Below are 18,219 nucleotides of genomic sequence, written 5' to 3' on the forward strand. Positions count from 1 at the left end.
TTTCTCCTAGCAAATATTGTAACATAGGGCATTATATAGGAATGAGTAATAGTTTGTGAAATAAGATGAATAAATTGAAATATATTGTATTTGTGAAGTTGTTTACTTGATTTTTTATGATAATATCGCTTATTATTTAAGTGACAAGTAAAAACATTCACATTCACAAACTATAACGAGGAAAATGAGAAGATGGAAACAATTAAAATTCCTAAAGCAACAGCAAAACGGTTGCCTCTATATTATCGCTATTTAATTTTTCTAAATGATGAAGGAAAAGAAAAAGTATCTTCGACTGAATTATCTGAAGCAGTTCAAGTAGATAGTGCTTCGATCAGAAGAGATTTTTCTTATTTTGGTGCCTTAGGTAAACGCGGATATGGTTATGATGTCAAAAGTTTATTGAATTTTTTTAAGAAGATCCTGAACCAAGATACTTTGACTAATGTAGCCTTAGTCGGAGTAGGTAATATGGGACATGCGCTTTTGAATTATAACTTCAAGCGTACCAATAATATCCGTATTTCAGCAGCTTTTGATATTAATCCTAAAATTACTGGTACTATTATGAGCGGAGTACCGGTTTATGATATGAGTGAAATGAAAAAGCAGTTGCAAGAACAACAGATTTCGATTGCGATTTTATCAGTACCACAGTCGGCGGCTCAAAAAACAGCAGATGAAATGATTGAAGCAGGAATAAAAGGAATTATGAATTTCACTCCTTTACGTTTATCTGCTCCAGCAGATGTACGCGTACAAAATGTTGATTTGGCAACAGAATTGCAAACTCTAATTTACTTTTTGGATTCGGATAAGAAAGATTAAAAAATAAATTAGTAAAGAAAAAATAATTTTTAAGGACCAACCTCTTATGTAGGTTGGTCTTTTTAGCCTTTTAGCACTCTTTGATAAAAAGTGCTAAATTTTTGGGTGCAAATCCTTGCATTCCCCTCCTAAAGAGGTTAATATTTTAATTGTGAGTTAGCACTAGATAAAAACGAGTGCTAAATATTGTTATGTAATAGGAGGCATGCATCATGTTACAACCAATCGGTGATCGCGTGATCGTAAAAGTTGAAGAAGAGGAAGAACAAAAGGTTGGAGGCATTGTCCTTGCTTCTAACGCTAAAGAAAAACCTCAAGAAGGACAAATCGTATCTGTCGGTGAAGGCAGACGTAGTGCAAATGGCGAATTAATTCCAATGTCAGTTCAAAAGGGCGAAACAGTATTCTTTGATAAGTATGCTGGTACTAAGTTGAACTACGAAGGTGAAGATTACTTAGTTCTTCACGAAGGCGACATTATCGCTGTCATTAAGTAATTTTAATTAAAAGGTGGCTAGAATTATGGCAAAAGATATTAAATTTAGCGAAGACGCAAGACGTTCATTATTAAAGGGTGTAGATAAATTAGCTGACACCGTTAAGACTACTCTTGGACCTAAGGGTAGAAATGTTGTTTTGGAAAAGAGCTACGGCAACCCTGATATTACTAATGATGGTGTTACTATTGCTAAGAACATTGAATTAAAGAACAACTTTGAAAATATGGGTGCAAAGCTTGTTGCAGAAGCTGCTCAAAAGACTAATGATATTGCTGGTGACGGTACTACTACTGCAACTGTTTTAACTCAAGCAATTACTCAAGAAGGTATGAAGAACGTTACTGCTGGTGCTAACCCTGTAGGAATTCGTCGCGGTATTGAAACTGCAACTAAGGCAGCCGTTGATGAATTACACAAGATTAGCCACAAGGTAAGTACTAAGGAAGAAATTGCCCAAGTTGCTTCTGTTTCTTCAGCAAGTAAAGAAGTTGGTAAGTTAATTGCTGACGCTATGGAAAAAGTTGGTAACGATGGTGTTATCACTATTGAAGAATCAAAGGGTATTAACACTGAATTATCAGTAGTTGAAGGTATGCAATTTGATCGTGGTTACTTATCACAATACATGGTAACTGATGACAACAAGATGGAAGCTGATCTTGATAATCCTTACATCTTAATTACTGATAAGAAGATTTCTAATATTCAAGATATCTTGCCATTATTACAAGATATTGTTCAACAAGGTAAGTCATTATTGATCATTGCTGATGATGTTGATGGTGAAGCTCTTCCAACTCTTGTATTGAACAAGATTCGTGGTACTTTCAACGTTGTTGCTGTTAAGGCTCCTGGCTTTGGTGACCGTCGTAAGGAAATGCTTCAAGATATCGCTGTTTTAACTGGTGGTACTGTAATTTCTTCAGATCTTGGTCTTGAATTAAAGGACACTAAGATTGATCAATTAGGTACTGCTGGCAAGGTTACTGTAACCAAGGACTCAACTACTATTGTTGAAGGTGGCGGTTCTAAAGAAGCAATTGAAGAAAGAGTTGACCAAATCAAGGCTCAAATCAAGGATACTACTTCAGACTTTGACCGTGAAAAATTACAAGAACGTCTTGCAAAACTTGCTGGTGGTGTAGCTGTAATCAAGGTCGGTGCTGCTACTGAAACTGAATTAAAGGAAAAGAAATACAGAATCGAAGATGCCTTGAACGCAACTCGTGCCGCTGTTGAAGAAGGTTACGTTGCTGGTGGTGGTACTGCTTTAGTTGATGTTAAGAAAGCCATTCAAGATAGCGTAAAGGGCGACAGTGAAGATGCTGAAACTGGTGTAAAGATCGTTATGAGAGCCTTAGGTGCTCCAGTTCGTCAAATTGCTGAAAATGCTGGTAAAGATGGTTCAGTAATCTTAGACCACTTAGAACACGAAAAGCCAGAAGTTGGTTACAACGCAGCTACTGATGAATGGGAAAACATGATCGATGCTGGTATTATTGACCCAACTAAGGTAACTCGTTCAGCCCTTCAAAATGCTGCTTCAATCGCTGCATTGTTATTAACTACTGAAGCAGTTGTTGCTGATGATCCAGATGATTCAAAGAATGATGGACCAGCTGCTCCAGCTAACCCAGGTATGGGCATGATGTAATAAACTCACTCCTATAATAAAAGAGCTTATTAATCTTAAATATATAAAAATGCTGATGATAATTAACTCATCAGCATTTTTTGTTGCTCTTTTAAAGTTAAATTGCATAAAATAAAAGAAAAAAAGAGCAAGAAGGGAAAGATGAAAGATGAGTAATATTCGTAAAGCAAATATAGAAGATATTAATAGAGTAATGGATATCTGGCTTCAGGCTAATTTAGAAGCTCATAATTTTGTTGATCCCAATTATTGGAAAGATAATTTTGCAGTGGTAAAACAGGAGATTCAAAATGCCGATGTTTTTGTTGTTGAAATAAAAAATGAAATTGTAGGTTTTGCTGGCCTAAAAGAAGATTACTTAGCAGGAATCTTTTTTGACCAAAAAGTACGTCATCAAGGACTAGGTACTGAATTATTAAACTATTTAAAAAACCGTTATCCACAATTAATTCTAGATGTGTATCAAAAAAATCGAGCTGCTGTTAATTTTTATCAAAAAAATGGTTTTAAAACTATTCAGGAAAAAGAATATCAAAATCAAAATTTAAATGAATATCAAATGATGTGGAAAAGTGGAGAAAAATAATATTCTTCTAAGATAGTTTCCACAGCTATGAAGTATTTTTAAGTTCTATACGTTATAATATAGAACGTAGGTTTGCAAGAAAGGATTTTGAGTTAAGTATGGCCAAAAAAGACACCACTCCGATGATGAAACAATATTATGAGATCAAGGACCAATATCCTGATGCTTTCTTATTCTATCGGGTGGGAGATTTTTACGAATTATTCGAAGATGATGCAGTTAAAGGGGCTCAACTTTTAGAATTAACCTTGACTCATCGTTCTAATAAAACTGAGAATCCTATTCCAATGGCAGGAGTTCCTCACATGGCTGTGGATTCATATGTGAATACTTTGGTGGAAAAAGGATATAAAGTAGCACTTTGTGAACAACTTGAAGATCCTAAACATGCTAAAGGGATGGTTAAGCGGGGAATCGTTCAGTTAGTTACGCCCGGAACCATGATGGCTGATCGTCCTGATCAAGCTAAAGAAAGCAATTATTTAACTTCAGTTGTTTCTACAAGTAGTGGCTTTGGTTTAGCTTATAGTGACTTATCCACTGGGGAAACTTTTGCGACTCATCTACAGGACTGGGAATCAGTTGCCAATGAATTATTATCGCTTCAAACAAAAGAAGTGGTTTATGATGGTCCTTTAACTTCAACTAATAAGGACTTTTTAGATAAGGCTAATATTACTTTATCTACTCCCGTTCAGCTTGATGAAGAACATGCTGAAATTTCTTATGTAATGCAAAACTTAACTAATATGGTAGAAAAATTAGCCACGAGACAATTAGTAGCCTACCTTTTATCTACCCAAAAACGTAGTTTGGCTCACTTACAAATTGCCCAAAGTTACGAACCAAACCAATACTTGCAAATGTCGCATACTGTTCAAACCAACCTTGAATTAACTCATTCAGCCAAAACTGGTAAAAAAATGGGTTCTTTATTCTGGCTTTTAGATAAAACCAGTACGGCGATGGGGGGACGTTTATTAAAGTCATGGATTGAACGTCCGTTACTTTCACTTAGTGAAATTAAACAGCGCCAAGAAATGGTGCAAGCACTTTTTGACGACTACTTTACGCGTGAAAATGTGATTGACAATCTTAAAGGAGTTTATGACCTCGAAAGATTAACTGGGCGCATTGCCTTTGGTTCAGTTAATGCTCGGGAAATGCTCCAATTATCTAATTCTTTAGGTGCAGTTCCAGTAATTTTAGATACTTTAAAGAATTCTGGTAATCAATATTTAGTAGATTTTGCCAAACAAATTGATCCTTTAACTGGAATTCAAAAATTAATTGAGGAAACGATTGTTGAAGCACCGCCTCTATCCACAACTGAGGGTGGAATTATTCGCAGCGGCGTGTCTGATCAATTAGATCGTTATCGGGATGCTATGACTAATGGTAAAAAGTGGCTTTCAGAAATGGAAACTCATGAAAGAGAAGCTACGGGAATTAATAATTTAAAGGTCGGTTACAATAAAGTTTTTGGTTACTACATTGAAGTAACTAACTCTAATAAGAATAAGGTACCAACTGATCGTTATACTCGTAAGCAAACTTTGACTAATGCTGAACGTTACATTACTCCAGAATTAAAGGAGCATGAAGCATTAATTTTAGAAGCAGAAACTAAGTCTACTGATTTAGAATATGATTTATTTGTTAAATTAAGAGAAAATATTAAGACCTATATTCCTGCTTTACAGACCTTAGGAAAACAATTAGCAAGTCTTGATGTATTAGTTTCATTGGCGACTGTTGCTGAACAAAATAATTATATTCGTCCGGTAATGACCAATGAGACCCATGAAATAAAAATTACCAACGGACGCCACCCAGTTGTGGAAAAGGTATTGACAGCTGGAAGTTATATCCCAAATGATGTAATTATGGATAACAATGTGGATATCTTCCTGATTACTGGACCTAACATGTCAGGTAAGTCTACTTATATGCGACAAATGGCTTTAATTGCTATCATGGCTCAAATTGGTAGTTTTGTGCCAGCAGATAAAGCTGAATTGCCAATTTTTGATCAGATTTTTACTAGAATTGGTGCAGCTGATGATTTAATTTCTGGACAAAGTACTTTTATGGTGGAAATGAGTGAAGCTAACGATGCACTTCAGCATGCTACTGAACGTTCTTTGATTTTATTTGATGAAATTGGACGTGGAACAGCTACTTATGATGGGATGGCTTTAGCTGGGGCCATCGTTAAGTATTTACATGACAAAGTAGGTGCCAAGACTTTATTTGCAACTCACTATCATGAATTAACTGATCTATCAGAAACTTTAGCTCATTTAGAGAATATTCATGTTGGTGCAACTGAGGAAAATGGTAAATTGATTTTCTTACACAAGATTCTTAGCGGACCAGCCGACCAATCGTACGGTATTCATGTTGCGCAGTTAGCGGGTTTACCTAAACGAGTATTGCGTGAGGCTACCAGTATGTTGCATCGCCTAGAAGCTCAAGGAGCACAACCTACTAGTGAACAACTTGATTTATTCACAACCCCTGTTGAAGACCAACCGGTACCTACAAGTCCTACTTTAACCGATGATGAAGAAGATGTACTAGATGAAATTAAGGATATTTATTTGGCTGATAAAACTCCTTTAGAAGTAATGCAATTAGTAGCACAATGGCAAAATGAGTTAAAAGATAAGAAGAAGGACTAATGGCAGTAATTCACGAATTATCACCAGAATTAACTAATCAAATTGCGGCCGGCGAAGTTATTGAACGACCGGCAAGTGTGGTCAAAGAACTATGTGAAAATGCAATTGATGCAGGTAGTACGAGAATTAGGATAAATTTTGTTGAAGCTGGTTTAGCAGAAATTAGTGTGCAAGATAATGGAAGCGGAATTGCCAGTGATCAAATTGATTTAGCTTTTACACGTCATGCTACAAGTAAGATAAGTACACAAAGAGATCTTTTTAATATCTCGACTTTAGGTTTTCGCGGTGAAGCGCTAGCCTCAATTGCGGCAGTAGCTCACGTTGATCTTTTGACTAATGATGGAAGTGCAGTAGGAACTAAAGCGAGTTTTGCTGGTGGGCAAAAAATGCATCAAGAAGATGCCGCTGCTCCTCAAGGTACAAAAATTACAGTTCGCGATTTGTTTTACAATACACCAGCTCGGTTAAAGTATTTAAAATCAGAACGAACAGAAATTTTAAAAATTGTGGATATTGTTGATCGTTTGGCCTTAGGTCATCCTGAAATTGCTTTTACTTTGACAAACAATAATAAGCCACTTTTAAAAACTGTTGGTCGCGATAATTTAAAATTAGATGTGGCTAACATTTATGGTCGTCATTTAGCTGAAAAAATGATTCCGGTTGAGGGAAAAAGTTCAGATTTTAAAATTAGTGGTCTTATTTCTAGCATAGAAGATACCCGTTCTAATCGTAATTTTATTTCGTTATTATTAAATGGCCGTTATGTGCGTAATAATCAATTAACACAGAGTATCATGGCCGGTTATGGTAGTAAATTACGTCCTCGTCGTTACCCAATTGCCGTGATTAATATTGAGCTTGATCCTTTATTGGTCGATGTTAATGTCCATCCTACTAAGCAAGAAGTGCGTTTATCTAAAGATAAAGAGTTGGCGCGTCTGTTAACAGAAACTATTTCTAAGGCTTTAATCACAAATGAACATGAAAGTTCTGGCCTCGATAATCTTTTAGATCAAAGCAAAAAAGAGGATCAAGTTGATCAATTACAATTTGATTTAAATAAAAATGCAGTTAATACAAAACGCCCCGTCTTGTTTGATCATAATGAGTTAAAAGAAGGTCCACATGATGAAGATCTAGAGGTTAATGATTCAGGTTACGTAAACTTAGATATCCCACGTAGCGATGATCAATATATCATTACGGAAACGTGGGCCAAAAATGTTAGCGAACAAACCCAATTAACTCCTTTTGGTAAAGAAAATAAAAAAGATCAGCAAGGGCTTATTTCCCAAGGTGATGAAGTTGTTAATAGTCACTTGGCAGAATTAAGTTTGATTGGACAAATGGAAGGTTATCTCTTAGCACAAAATCAGGGTGATTTATATCTGGTTGATCAATTAGCTGCTCAAAGAAGATTAAAATTTGACCAGATTTATCAAGAGCTTGCCCAAGAGGATACTCCCCAACAAGGGCTTTTAGAGCCAATCTTATTGGATTTTTCTAATGTCGATTATTTAAAAATTAAAGAAAATCTAGAAAAAATTAAACAATTTGGCCTCTATTTAGCAGATTTTGGCCAAAATAGTTTTATTTTAAGGACATATCCTACTTGGTTAAATCGAGACGTGGAACGTGAAGTGCGTAATTTATTAGATATTTTTCTTAATGGCGTTAATTCAGATAATGCTAAACTGAAGAGTAAGATTGCAGCACAAATGGCTAACAAGGCGATCAGAAATCGTAAAAAATTGTCATCGATAGAGGCTCAGAGTCTACTCAAGCACTTGCGCTATAGTTCTGATCCCTATCAAGATAGTAATGGAAAAATTGTAATTGTTCGTTTAAGTGCGAATGATTTAAATAAAATGTTTAAAAAGAATGAGTAATTAAATGTACGAATATTTAAAGGGAATAGTTACCAAGATTGAACCGAGTTATATTGTTTTAGAAGTAAATGGAGTGGGCTACAAGCTTTATTCTCCAACGCCATATTCTTATACAGAAAATAAAGAAGCTACAGTGTATGTTGAACAAATTGTGCGTGATACTGGAATAACACTTTATGGCTTTTTAAAAGCTGAAGATAAAGAATTATTTTTAAAATTGTTATCTGTTTCTGGTATTGGACCCAAATCTGCATTAGCTATTATGGCCGCAGAAGATTCTGATTCACTTGCAAGTGCTATCCAAGAAGGAGAAGTTAAGTACTTAACTCGTTTTCCTGGTGTAGGGAAAAAGACAGCTTCACAAATCGTTTTGGACTTGAAAGGTAAATTGGGCGATTATGTGAAAAAGACTGCTCAAACTGCAGATTTACCGGCAAGTTTACAAGATGCATTATTGGCTTTGGTTGCTTTGGGTTATACTCAAAAAGAAGTTGATCGTATAACTCCTAAATTGGCTCAATTACCTGAAAATACGGCGGATGGCTATATTAAAGAAGCGTTAGGGCTTTTATTAAAGAAATAATTAATTAAAAATTTAGTTAAGGAAGTGAAACAAAGTGTCTGATGAAGAAAGACTAATGGATGGACAAAGTAATGACGATGAAGAAAATACAGAATTATCTTTGCGTCCTCAATTCTTAAATCAGTATATTGGGCAAGACAAGGTTAAGTCGGAAATGAAGGTTTATATTCAGGCTGCCAAGCAAAGAGATGAAGCTTTAGACCATGTTTTACTTTATGGACCACCTGGGCTAGGTAAGACTACTCTAGCCTTTGTAATTACTAATGAAATGCAAGTACATTTAAAAAGTACTTCAGGACCAGCAATTGAAAAGGCTGGCGATTTAGTAGCTCTTTTATCAGAGCTTGATCCAGGGGATGTTTTATTTATCGATGAAATTCATCGTTTGGCTAAGCCAGTTGAAGAAGTACTTTATTCGGCTATGGAAGATTATTATATTGATATTGTAGTCGGCGAAGGACAAACGACACATGCTGTTCATGTTCCTCTTCCTCCTTTTACTTTAATTGGTGCGACAACGCGAGCTGGACAATTATCAGCGCCCTTGCGTGATCGTTTCGGGATAGTAGAACATATGCAATATTATGAAATTGCTGACCTAGAAAAAATAATATTGCGTTCAAGTGAAGTGTTTAATACACAAATAAATGAAGATGCAGCTTTAGAACTTGCTAGAAGATCACGTGGTACGCCAAGAATTGCTAATAGACTATTAAAACGTGTGCGTGACTTTGCTGAAGTTAAAGGTGAAAATTCAATTTCTTTGACAACCACACAGCATGCCTTAACCCAATTAGAAGTTGATAATGAAGGTCTAGATCAAACTGATCGAAAATTATTAGCAACGATGATTGAATCATATTCTGGCGGTCCTGTTGGAATTAAAACTTTAGCAGCAAATATTGGAGAAGATACAGATACGATTGAATCTGTCTATGAACCATATTTATTGCAAAAAGGTTTTATTATTAGAACGCCACGCGGAAGAGTGGCTACAGATAAGGCTTATTTACAATTGGGCTTACCACCTAAAAATAGTAACTGAAACTGAATATAAATTAAGGTATAATTAACAATTAAGATATAAATTAATTATGAGGTGACAATTTTGAATTTATTTTATTTAGCAAATACAAGTAAAGCCAATGGTGGCAATGGTTGGTCAATGTGGCTTATGATCATTGTCTTATTAGTCTTCATGTACTTTTTTGTAATGCGTCCTCAAAAGAAGATGCAACAAAAACAACAACAAAGAGAAGCAGGCCTTAAAAAAGGCGATCGCGTAATGATGTCAAGTGGTCTTTATGGTAAGGTTGACAAAGTTAACAGAGAAGACCAAACAGTTGTGATTGATGCAGATGGTTTATTTTTAACCTACAATATTCGCGCTATCGCAAAGGTAATCAAAGATGAAAACCCAGTAACAAAGACTGAATTAAAAGAAAACGAAACTAAAGAAGAAAATAATACTGAGGAATCATCTTCATCCGATTCTGATAAAAAAGATGAATAATTTTTACAAAAGCGCAACAAGCGCTTTTTATTTTTACGATAAGGTTGATATATTATAAAATAAATGTGTAGTAGGTAGCTAAAGGGGGATAATAAAATGGATAATATACCTGTAATTATGATTATTTTTGGCGGGTCAGGTGATTTAGCACACCGTAAATTATATCCAGCTTTATTTAATTTATACGAAAAAGGTTTAATTAAGAAAAACTTTGCTGTAATTGGTACTGCACGTCGTCCTTGGAGTCATGAATATTTAAGAGGTCAGGTTCAAGAAGCAATTAGTGAATCCATTGATAATTATGATAAAAAAGATGCTGAAGAATTTGCTTCACATTTTTATTATCAATCTCATGATGTTACTGATGTTGATCACTATATAGCTTTAAAACACTTGGCTGAAGACTTAGATAAAAAGTATGATGCACAAGGTAATAGAATATTTTACATGGCAATGGCACCAAGATTTTTCGGCACGATTGCTTCTCACATCAATGACCAACATTTAGTAGGACCTGGATTTAATCGTTTAGTTGTTGAAAAGCCATTTGGTCATGATTTAGCTTCAGCAGAAGAATTAAATAAGACCATTCAAGAAAGTTTTAAAGAAGAAAACGTTTATCGTATTGACCATTATCTTGGTAAGGAAATGGTCTTGAATATTACACCATTTAGAGCAGCTAATCCATTAGTAAGAAGTGTCTGGAATAAAGATTTAATTGAAAATATTCAGATTACTGTTGGGGAAAGTTTGGGAGTAGGTACTCGAGGTGGATATTATGATACTTCTGGTGCTTTAAGAGATATGGTACAGAATCATATTTTTCAAATTATTACACTTTTGGCAATGCCAGAACCAGAAAAATTAAATTCAAAAGAAATTCACCAAGCAAAGCAAGAATTACTTGCTAGTTTACACATCCCTACACTTGAAGATGTGGAAAAATATTTTGTTCGTGGGCAATATGCGGCAGCAAATGATAAACCAGCATATTTACAAGAAGATCAAGTTGCTCCTGATTCAATGACAGAAACTTATGCTGCAGGTCGAGTTGTATTTGGCAAAGGGCCAATTGCTAATGTTCCTATTTACTACCGAACTGGTAAGGAAATGAAGGAAAAGAAAACTCGCATTGATATTGTTTTAAAAACACAAGATAATCCATATGGTGAAGTTAAACCGAATGTTTTAACAATAATTGTTGATCCTGAAAAAGAAATTCATTTTACAATTAATGGTAAAGAAGTGTCTGGCAACAGTTTACGTTTAGAAGAATTAGATTTTGGTTATTCTAAGAAAGAACTTTCAGAAATTCCAGATGGTTATGAGCGATTAATTCATGACATTTTGATTGGTGATAACACCAACTTTACTCACTGGGCTGAATTAAAACAATATTGGAAGTACATTGATGCAGTTGAGCAGGCTTGGGAAACAATGAATCAAGCAGGTAAAAAGCCAGAAACTTATCAACCAATGAGTTTTGGACCTGAAAAAGCAAATGACATATTTGCAAATAAAAAAGATTATTGGATTTACCAGTAATGGAAAATCTTTTACCACAAAATAATACCAAAAGAAAAGTCATCCATTTAGATATGGATGCTTTTTATGCTTCGGTAGAAATTCGGGATAACCCTGAGCTTGCAAATAAGGCCTTAATTATTGGACAAGATCCGCGACAATCCAATGGACATGGAGTGGTGGCAACTGCCAATTATTTGGCTCGTCAATATGGCGTCCATTCGGCCATGTCAACGATGAAGGCTTTAAAATTAATTCCTGAAAGTAAGATTGTGTTTGTAAATCCTAATTTTGAAAAATATCGTAGAGTTTCCGCTCAAATTCATGAATTTATGCATGAATTGACTGATCAGGTCGAATCAGTAGCGCTTGATGAGGCCTATTTAGATGTAACTCATAATAAATTAGGTTCTTATTCCGCGATTGAATTGGCTGCACAGTTGCAAGAAAAAATTTTTAAAGAAACTAAACTAACCTCTTCTTTTGGGGTTAGCTATAATAAATTTTTAGCTAAAATGGGTTCAGAATATGCTAAACCTTTTGGCCGAACCTTAATTTTGCCCCAAGAAGCAATGGATTTTTTAGCACAACAACCTATATCGGCCTTTCCAGGAATTGGTAAAAAAACACAAGAACAGTTTCATGAAATGAACATTTTTACTGGTGCAGATTTACAAAAACTAGATGTAAGATTTTTATTAGAACGATTTAAGAAAATGGGTTATTTTATCGCCCAACATGCACATGGTATTGATTTGCGCCCAGTTATTAGTGAACGACAGCGTAAGTCTAGTGGCATAGAACGAACCTTTGAGCCAAATATATTTGTCGAAAATACCGCCTTAACTAATTTAAGAAAATATAGCAATCAACTTAGTGAAAAACTTAAACGTAAAAGTTTTACTGCTCAAACTTTAGTAATCAAAGTTAGAAATAATAATTTTGAAACGATTACTAAACGGCAAAAACTGCCACATGCTACTAATAATGGAATTGAAATTTATCAAGCCGCTAAAGAATTATTTGCACAAGTTAATGGGTTTCTAAATCAAGGAATTCGGTTATTAGGACTATCAGTAACAGATTTACAGGCAAGTAATTATGAGGAAATTAGCCTTGATCTTTTTACAACTGAGTAAGGATTCTATAAAATAAAAGTTAAAGAATTAATTTGAAGAGGTTAAAGGAGTTTATTGCATGGCAACTTTTGATGAAATCTATGAAAAAATAAAAAAATATCCAACCATTATTTTGCATCGTCACACTAGTCCGGATCCTGATGCATTGGGATCACAGGCAGGGTTAGGCCGTGCTTTAAAAGCAACATTTCCTGAAAAGAAAATTTTATTTGCTGGGGAAAATGATGAAGGAGATCTTGCCTGGATCAATACTATGGATGATGTAACTGAAGATGACTACCAAGGAGCTTTGGTTATTACTACTGATACCGCTAATACCCCTCGGATCTCTAATAAAAATTATGATAAGGGTGATTTCCTAATTAAAATTGATCACCACCCAGATGTAGATCCTTATGCTGATATGAGCTATGTTGATCCTGATTCTCCAGCTGCTTCTCAAATTATTGCAGATTTTTTGAATGCTGAGGGAATTGAAATAACTCCTGATATTGCCTATCCACTTTATGCGGGTATTGTCGGTGATACGGGGCGTTTTATGTATCCTGAAACTTCGGCTAAAACTTTTGAAATAGTGGCTCAATTGGCCAAGACCGGAATCAATATTAATGAAATTGCTCGTAATATTAGTGATGTAACTTTTGAACAGGCAAAATTACAAGCTAAGGCAATGGATGAAATGGTAGTTGACCCATCTGGTGCAGCCTATGCAGTATTAACTCAGCAAGATTTGAAAGACTTAGGTGTAACTGGAGATCAAGCTTCAGTAACGGTTTCTACTCCTGGTAGAATTAAAGATGTAATTGCCTGGAATGTTTTTGTAGAAAAGCCAGATGGAACCTACCGCGTTCACTATCGTTCAAAGGGACCTGTAATTAATGAATTAGCTGCAAAACATGATGGTGGAGGTCATGCCTTAGCTAGTGGAGCTAATGCCAAGGATATGGATGAAGTAAAACAAGTTTTTGCAGAACTTGTAGAAGTTACTAGAAAGTATCAAAAAGAAAATGGCACAAACAAATAATATTTTTAACAATGAAAAATTAAGACCTGAGCTAAAAACCGCCTTAGAAAAAATTGATTTTAAACAACCAACTGAAGTGCAAGAAAAAGTAATTCCCGAGATGTTGATTGGAAATAAAGTTGTAGTGCAAGCAGCAACTGGATCAGGTAAAACGCATGCATATTTATTGCCAATATTTAATCAAATTGATGAATCTGCTCCGGTTACGCAAGCAGTAATTACGGCGCCAAGTCGTGAACTTGCTAATCAACTTTATAAAGTAGCTCGTCAATTAAAAGACGCTTCTGGCTTAAATATTTCAATAGAATATCTTGGGGGTGGTAATGACCGTAATCGTCAAATAGAAAAAGCCTCAAATAAAGCACCACAATTAGTAATTGCGACTCCAGGAAGATTACATGATTTTGTTTCAAAAAAGATTATTAATCTTGAAAATGTCAAAGTCTTTGTCATCGACGAGGCAGACATGACTTTAGATATGGGATTTTTGGGACAAATGGATGAGGTAATGTCAAAACTCCCCAAAAATACACTATTAAGTGCTTTTTCTGCTACGATTCCGGTTAAATTAGAAAACTTTTTACGTAAGTATATGGCTAAACCAGAATTTATTGTGATTGATAATCCAACTGTTATCGCGCCAACAATTCAAAATGATTTAATTGATGTTGGATCAGGTGATAAAAAAGAACTTCTTTACAAGCTTTTAACTATGGGTCAACCATATTTGGCTGTTACTTTTGCTAATACTAAAAAGACGGTTGATGAATTAGCAGATTATTTAGAAAATCAGGGTCTTAAAGTAGCAAAAATTCATGGTGGCATTACTGAACGTGAGAGAAAGAGAACCATTCGCCAAGTACGCGAAGGACAATATCAGTATGTTGTAGCAAGTGATTTGGCAGCACGTGGAATTGATATTCCCGGGGTGAGTTTAGTAGTTAACTATGAAATTCCTAAAGATCTCGAATTTGTGATTCACCGTATTGGACGTACTGGTAGAAATAATTTGCCAGGTCATGCGATTACACTGATTTATGATGATGAAATGGCTGATATTGAAGATCTTGAAAAATTAGGTATTCATTTTGACTTTAAAGAATTAAAAAATGGCGAGTTAGTTGAACGTACTCACTATCATCGTCGTGATAATCGACGTGTACGTACCCAAAAACTAGATAATAACATTCGTGGAATGGTTAAAAAGGCTAAAGTTAAACGTAAACCTGGGTATAAGAAGAAGATTCAAAAAGCTATTCAAGAAGATCGGCGTCAAAAGCGTAAATTAGAAGAGCGTCATGAAATGCGAAAGGCCAAACGTAGACGTAAACGTGAACGTGAGCAGGCGCGTGAAAATAATTAATTTGGTCAGACTTTTTATTTTGTAGTAAAATAGAAAAAGCTTAGGATATATCCCAAAGTTTAGCTTTTCAAAGAGAGAGTTTGATGGTGAGAAAACTTAAAGCAAACTTATGGGATGCTCCCTATCCTTTAATAATGAAATAATCGAGAGGTAACAAACACTGTTGCAATCAAGGTGGTACCGCGCATTAAGCGTCCTTGGCATGCAAGCAGTGTTTTTTATTATTTAGGAGAATGATTTATGAAAGAATTAACTAGTTCTCAAGTTCGTCAAATGTTCTTAGATTTCTTTAAAGAACACGGACATACAATTATGCCTAGTGCATCATTAATTCCACAAGACGATCCAACTTTATTGTGGATTAATTCAGGTGTTGCAACCATGAAGAAGTATTTTGACGGTTCAGTTGTTCCTAAGAACCACAGATTAACTTCATCACAAAAATCAATTAGAACTAATGATATTGAAAATGTTGGTAAAACTGCTCGTCACCAAACCTTCTTTGAAATGCTAGGTAACTTCTCAGTTGGTGATTACTTTAAAAAAGAAGTAATTCCATGGGCATGGGAATTTTTAACTAGTCCAAAATGGTTAGGCTTAGATCCTAATAAACTTTATGTAACAGTTTATCCAAAGGATACCGAAGCTTACCATATGTGGCATGATGTAGTTGGTTTACCAGATGATCATATTGTTAAATTAGAAGAAAACTTCTGGGATATTGGTGAAGGACCTTGTGGTCCTGACTCAGAAATTTTCTATGATCGTGGCCAAGAAAACAACGATGTTGCCGAAGATGATCCAGAAAACTTCCCTGGTGGTGAAAATGCTCGTTATCTTGAAATTTGGAATATCGTATTCTCTCAATACAATCACTTACCAAATGGAAAATATGTTGATCAACCACATAAAAATATTGATACCGGTATGGGATTAGAACGTGTTGTATCAATTATTCAAGATGCACCAACTAACTTTGAGACTGACTTATTCATGCCAATTATTCGTGAAACCGAGAAGTTAAGCGATGGTAAGAAATATGGTGCAAATAAGGAAGACGATATTTCATTTAAGATAATTGCTGATCACGTACGTACAGTTTCATTTGCGATTGGTGATGGTGCATTACCATCTAACTCAGGACGTGGCTATGTTTTACGTCGTTTAATTAGACGTGCTGATTTAAATGGTCAACGCTTAGGTATTAAGGGTGCATTTTTGTACAAGCTTGTCCCAGTAGTGGGCGAAATTATGAAGAGCCACTATCCAGAAGTAGTAGAACAACAAGACTTTATTCAAAAAGTAATTAAGAATGAAGAAGAAAGATTCCAAGAAACACTTTCATCTGGTCTTAACTTACTTGATAATTTAATTGCTCAAGCAAAAGAAAATGATGACAAGACTATTTCCGGTAAAGATGCTTTTAAGTTATTTGATACTTATGGCTTCCCATATGAATTAACTGTTGAAGCTGCTGAAGATGCTGGCTTAAAGGTAGATAAAGCTGGCTTTGATGCTGAAATGAAGGCGCAAAAAGAACGTGCACGTAATGCTCGTGGTAATTTACAATCAATGGGTTCACAAGATGTCACTTTGATGAACATCAAAGATAAGAGTGAATTTGAATACGGTACCCTTGAAGAAGACCACGCCAAGTTAATCGATATTGTCGTTGATGATAAGTTGGTAGATAGTGCCGATAGTGAAACAGCAACCTTAATTTTTGATAAAACCCCATTTTATGCTGAACGTGGTGGTCAAGTTGCCGATCATGGTGATATTTATAACCAGGCTGGTGAATTGGTCGCAAAAGTAACTGATGTTCAACATGCACCTAATGATCAAAACTTACACTTTGTGGATGTAATTTTGCCACTTAAGAAGGGTGAAGAATACGTTCTTAAAGTAGATCAAAAGCGTCGTCGTGGTCTTAAACATAACCACACTGCTACTCACTTACTTCACGCAGCACTTCGTCAAGTTTTGGGTGAACATACTCACCAAGCTGGTTCATTAGTAGAACCTGATTACTTAAGATTTGACTTTTCAAGTTTAGAACCAATGACTAAACGTGAAATTGATAACGTTGAACGCTTAGTAAACGAAAAGATTTGGGAAGAAATTCCAGTAGAAACAACTGTTACTGATCCAGAAACTGGTAAAAAGATGGGTGCACTAGCATTATTTGGTGAAAAGTATGGCGATACTGTACGTGTAGTTAAGATCGATGACTTTTCAACTGAATTTTGTGGTGGTACTCACAGTGAAAATACTGCTCAAATTGGTATGTTTAAGATTGTTTCTGAATCTGCTGTTGGTGCTGGTACCCGTAGAATTATTGCTGTAACTGGTCCAGAAGCTTACCAATATATGACTGATCATGATGAAATCTTGAAAGAGATTCAAAATGATGTTAAGGCAACTAAGGTTGAAGATGTTAAAACTAAGATTGACTCAATTGAAGATGATTTGCGTGCAAGTCAAAAAGAAGTTGAACAATTAAAAGCCAAAATTAATCAAGCCAAGGCTGGCGATTTGTTTAGTGATGTAAAGCAAGTTAAAGATCTTACTGTAATTGCTCAAGTGGCTGATGTTGAAGGAATGAACGATTTGCGTGATTTGGCTGACAATTGGAAAAATTCAGACAAATCAGATATCTTAGTTTTAGCTGCCGAAGTAAATGGTAAGGCTAACATGGTAATCAGTTTAGACGATGAGGCTATAAAGGCTGGTCTTAAAGCAGGAGACTTAATTAAGCAAGCAGCTCCATTATTTGGTGGTGGCGGTGGTGGTCGTCCTAATATGGCCCAAGCAGGTGGTAAAAATCCAGCTGGTTTGAACGATGCCATTGCTCAAGTATTAAAAGATATTGAAGAAAAACAAAATTAATTGAGTTACGTTTTAATATCAAGTAAAATTAATGTTG

General features: G+C 35.3%; 14 protein-coding genes. All 14 read left to right on the top strand.

Going from position 1 to position 18,219, the window contains the following annotated elements; genetic code table 11:
- The first annotated feature begins 192 nt into the window (after positions 1-192).
- The 14 genes from LrDSM24759_RS01100 (at position 193) to alaS (ending at position 18,182) form a co-directional block, all read left to right on the top strand.
- Positions 193-828, top strand: a complete 636-nt coding sequence (locus tag LrDSM24759_RS01100; RefSeq protein ID WP_117117614.1) for a redox-sensing transcriptional repressor Rex — start codon at positions 193-195, stop codon at positions 826-828.
- A 212-nt stretch (positions 829-1,040) separates the two neighbouring features.
- Positions 1,041-1,325: a co-chaperone GroES gene (groES, locus tag LrDSM24759_RS01105; RefSeq protein ID WP_117117616.1), complete on the top strand. Its 285-nt coding sequence runs from the start codon at positions 1,041-1,043 to the stop codon at positions 1,323-1,325.
- 25 nt (positions 1,326-1,350) lie between these two features.
- Positions 1,351-2,982, top strand: a complete 1,632-nt coding sequence (groL, locus tag LrDSM24759_RS01110) for a chaperonin GroEL (protein WP_117117618.1) — start codon at positions 1,351-1,353, stop codon at positions 2,980-2,982.
- Positions 2,983-3,130: 148 nt separating this feature from the next.
- A complete protein-coding gene (locus LrDSM24759_RS01115; RefSeq protein WP_117117620.1) occupies positions 3,131-3,568 on the top strand; it encodes a GNAT family N-acetyltransferase in 438 nt (145 codons plus the stop codon).
- Between the two features lie 98 nt (positions 3,569-3,666).
- The gene (mutS, locus tag LrDSM24759_RS01120; RefSeq protein WP_117117622.1) at positions 3,667-6,252 is read left to right on the top strand and encodes a DNA mismatch repair protein MutS; all 2,586 of its coding nucleotides are present in this window, start codon (positions 3,667-3,669) and stop codon (positions 6,250-6,252) included.
- A complete protein-coding gene (gene mutL / locus LrDSM24759_RS01125; RefSeq protein ID WP_117117624.1) occupies positions 6,252-8,147 on the top strand; it encodes a DNA mismatch repair endonuclease MutL in 1,896 nt (631 codons plus the stop codon). Before mutS ends, mutL begins: the two co-directional genes overlap by 1 nt.
- A gap of 4 nt (positions 8,148-8,151) precedes the next feature.
- Positions 8,152-8,730 (top strand): Holliday junction branch migration protein RuvA, encoded by a 579-nt coding sequence (gene ruvA, locus LrDSM24759_RS01130; protein ID WP_117117626.1) that lies wholly within the window; start codon positions 8,152-8,154, stop codon positions 8,728-8,730.
- Positions 8,731-8,785: 55 nt separating this feature from the next.
- Positions 8,786-9,775, top strand: coding sequence for a Holliday junction branch migration DNA helicase RuvB (ruvB, locus tag LrDSM24759_RS01135; RefSeq protein ID WP_117117693.1), 990 nt, complete (start codon positions 8,786-8,788; stop codon positions 9,773-9,775).
- A gap of 63 nt (positions 9,776-9,838) precedes the next feature.
- Positions 9,839-10,243 carry a preprotein translocase subunit YajC gene (yajC, locus tag LrDSM24759_RS01140; RefSeq protein ID WP_117117628.1) on the top strand — a complete coding sequence of 135 codons (405 nt, stop codon included), beginning with the start codon at positions 9,839-9,841 and terminating at the stop codon, positions 10,241-10,243.
- A gap of 96 nt (positions 10,244-10,339) precedes the next feature.
- Complete coding sequence (gene zwf / locus LrDSM24759_RS01145) at positions 10,340-11,788, top strand: glucose-6-phosphate dehydrogenase (protein ID WP_117117629.1); 1,449 nt, start codon at positions 10,340-10,342, stop codon at positions 11,786-11,788.
- Positions 11,788-12,906, top strand: a complete 1,119-nt coding sequence (gene dinB, locus LrDSM24759_RS01150; RefSeq protein ID WP_117117631.1) for a DNA polymerase IV — start codon at positions 11,788-11,790, stop codon at positions 12,904-12,906. The genes zwf and dinB overlap by 1 nt, the downstream gene beginning before the upstream one ends.
- Before the next feature lie 58 nt (positions 12,907-12,964).
- Positions 12,965-13,930 carry a DHH family phosphoesterase gene (locus tag LrDSM24759_RS01155; protein ID WP_117117633.1) on the top strand — a complete coding sequence of 322 codons (966 nt, stop codon included), beginning with the start codon at positions 12,965-12,967 and terminating at the stop codon, positions 13,928-13,930.
- Positions 13,914-15,293: a DEAD/DEAH box helicase gene (locus tag LrDSM24759_RS01160; protein WP_117117635.1), complete on the top strand. Its 1,380-nt coding sequence runs from the start codon at positions 13,914-13,916 to the stop codon at positions 15,291-15,293. Before LrDSM24759_RS01155 ends, LrDSM24759_RS01160 begins: the two co-directional genes overlap by 17 nt.
- A 240-nt stretch (positions 15,294-15,533) precedes the next feature.
- A complete protein-coding gene (alaS, locus tag LrDSM24759_RS01165; RefSeq protein ID WP_117117637.1) occupies positions 15,534-18,182 on the top strand; it encodes an alanine--tRNA ligase in 2,649 nt (882 codons plus the stop codon).
- The last annotated feature ends 37 nt before the right edge of the window (positions 18,183-18,219 follow it).

Origin of the sequence: Lactobacillus rodentium (genome assembly GCF_003423665.1) — a bacterium.
GTDB classification, from domain to species: domain Bacteria; phylum Bacillota; class Bacilli; order Lactobacillales; family Lactobacillaceae; genus Lactobacillus; species Lactobacillus rodentium.

Excerpts from the sequence above, each read along its gene's own strand:
- LrDSM24759_RS01115 (WP_117117620.1), top strand. The coding sequence starts at position 3,131 with ATGAGTAATATTCGTAAAGCAAATATAGAAGATATTAATAGAGTAATG.
- zwf (WP_117117629.1), top strand. The coding sequence starts at position 10,340 with ATGGATAATATACCTGTAATTATGATTATTTTTGGCGGGTCAGGTGAT.
- alaS (WP_117117637.1), top strand. The coding sequence starts at position 15,534 with ATGAAAGAATTAACTAGTTCTCAAGTTCGTCAAATGTTCTTAGATTTC.
- groL (WP_117117618.1), top strand. The coding sequence starts at position 1,351 with ATGGCAAAAGATATTAAATTTAGCGAAGACGCAAGACGTTCATTATTA.
- LrDSM24759_RS01160 (WP_117117635.1), top strand. The coding sequence starts at position 13,914 with ATGGCACAAACAAATAATATTTTTAACAATGAAAAATTAAGACCTGAG.
- groES (WP_117117616.1), top strand. The coding sequence starts at position 1,041 with ATGTTACAACCAATCGGTGATCGCGTGATCGTAAAAGTTGAAGAAGAG.
- LrDSM24759_RS01155 (WP_117117633.1), top strand. The coding sequence starts at position 12,965 with ATGGCAACTTTTGATGAAATCTATGAAAAAATAAAAAAATATCCAACC.
- mutL (WP_117117624.1), top strand. The coding sequence starts at position 6,252 with ATGGCAGTAATTCACGAATTATCACCAGAATTAACTAATCAAATTGCG.
- ruvB (WP_117117693.1), top strand. The coding sequence starts at position 8,786 with ATGGATGGACAAAGTAATGACGATGAAGAAAATACAGAATTATCTTTG.
- LrDSM24759_RS01100 (WP_117117614.1), top strand. The coding sequence starts at position 193 with ATGGAAACAATTAAAATTCCTAAAGCAACAGCAAAACGGTTGCCTCTA.
- dinB (WP_117117631.1), top strand. The coding sequence starts at position 11,788 with ATGGAAAATCTTTTACCACAAAATAATACCAAAAGAAAAGTCATCCAT.
- mutS (WP_117117622.1), top strand. The coding sequence starts at position 3,667 with ATGGCCAAAAAAGACACCACTCCGATGATGAAACAATATTATGAGATC.
- ruvA (WP_117117626.1), top strand. The coding sequence starts at position 8,152 with ATGTACGAATATTTAAAGGGAATAGTTACCAAGATTGAACCGAGTTAT.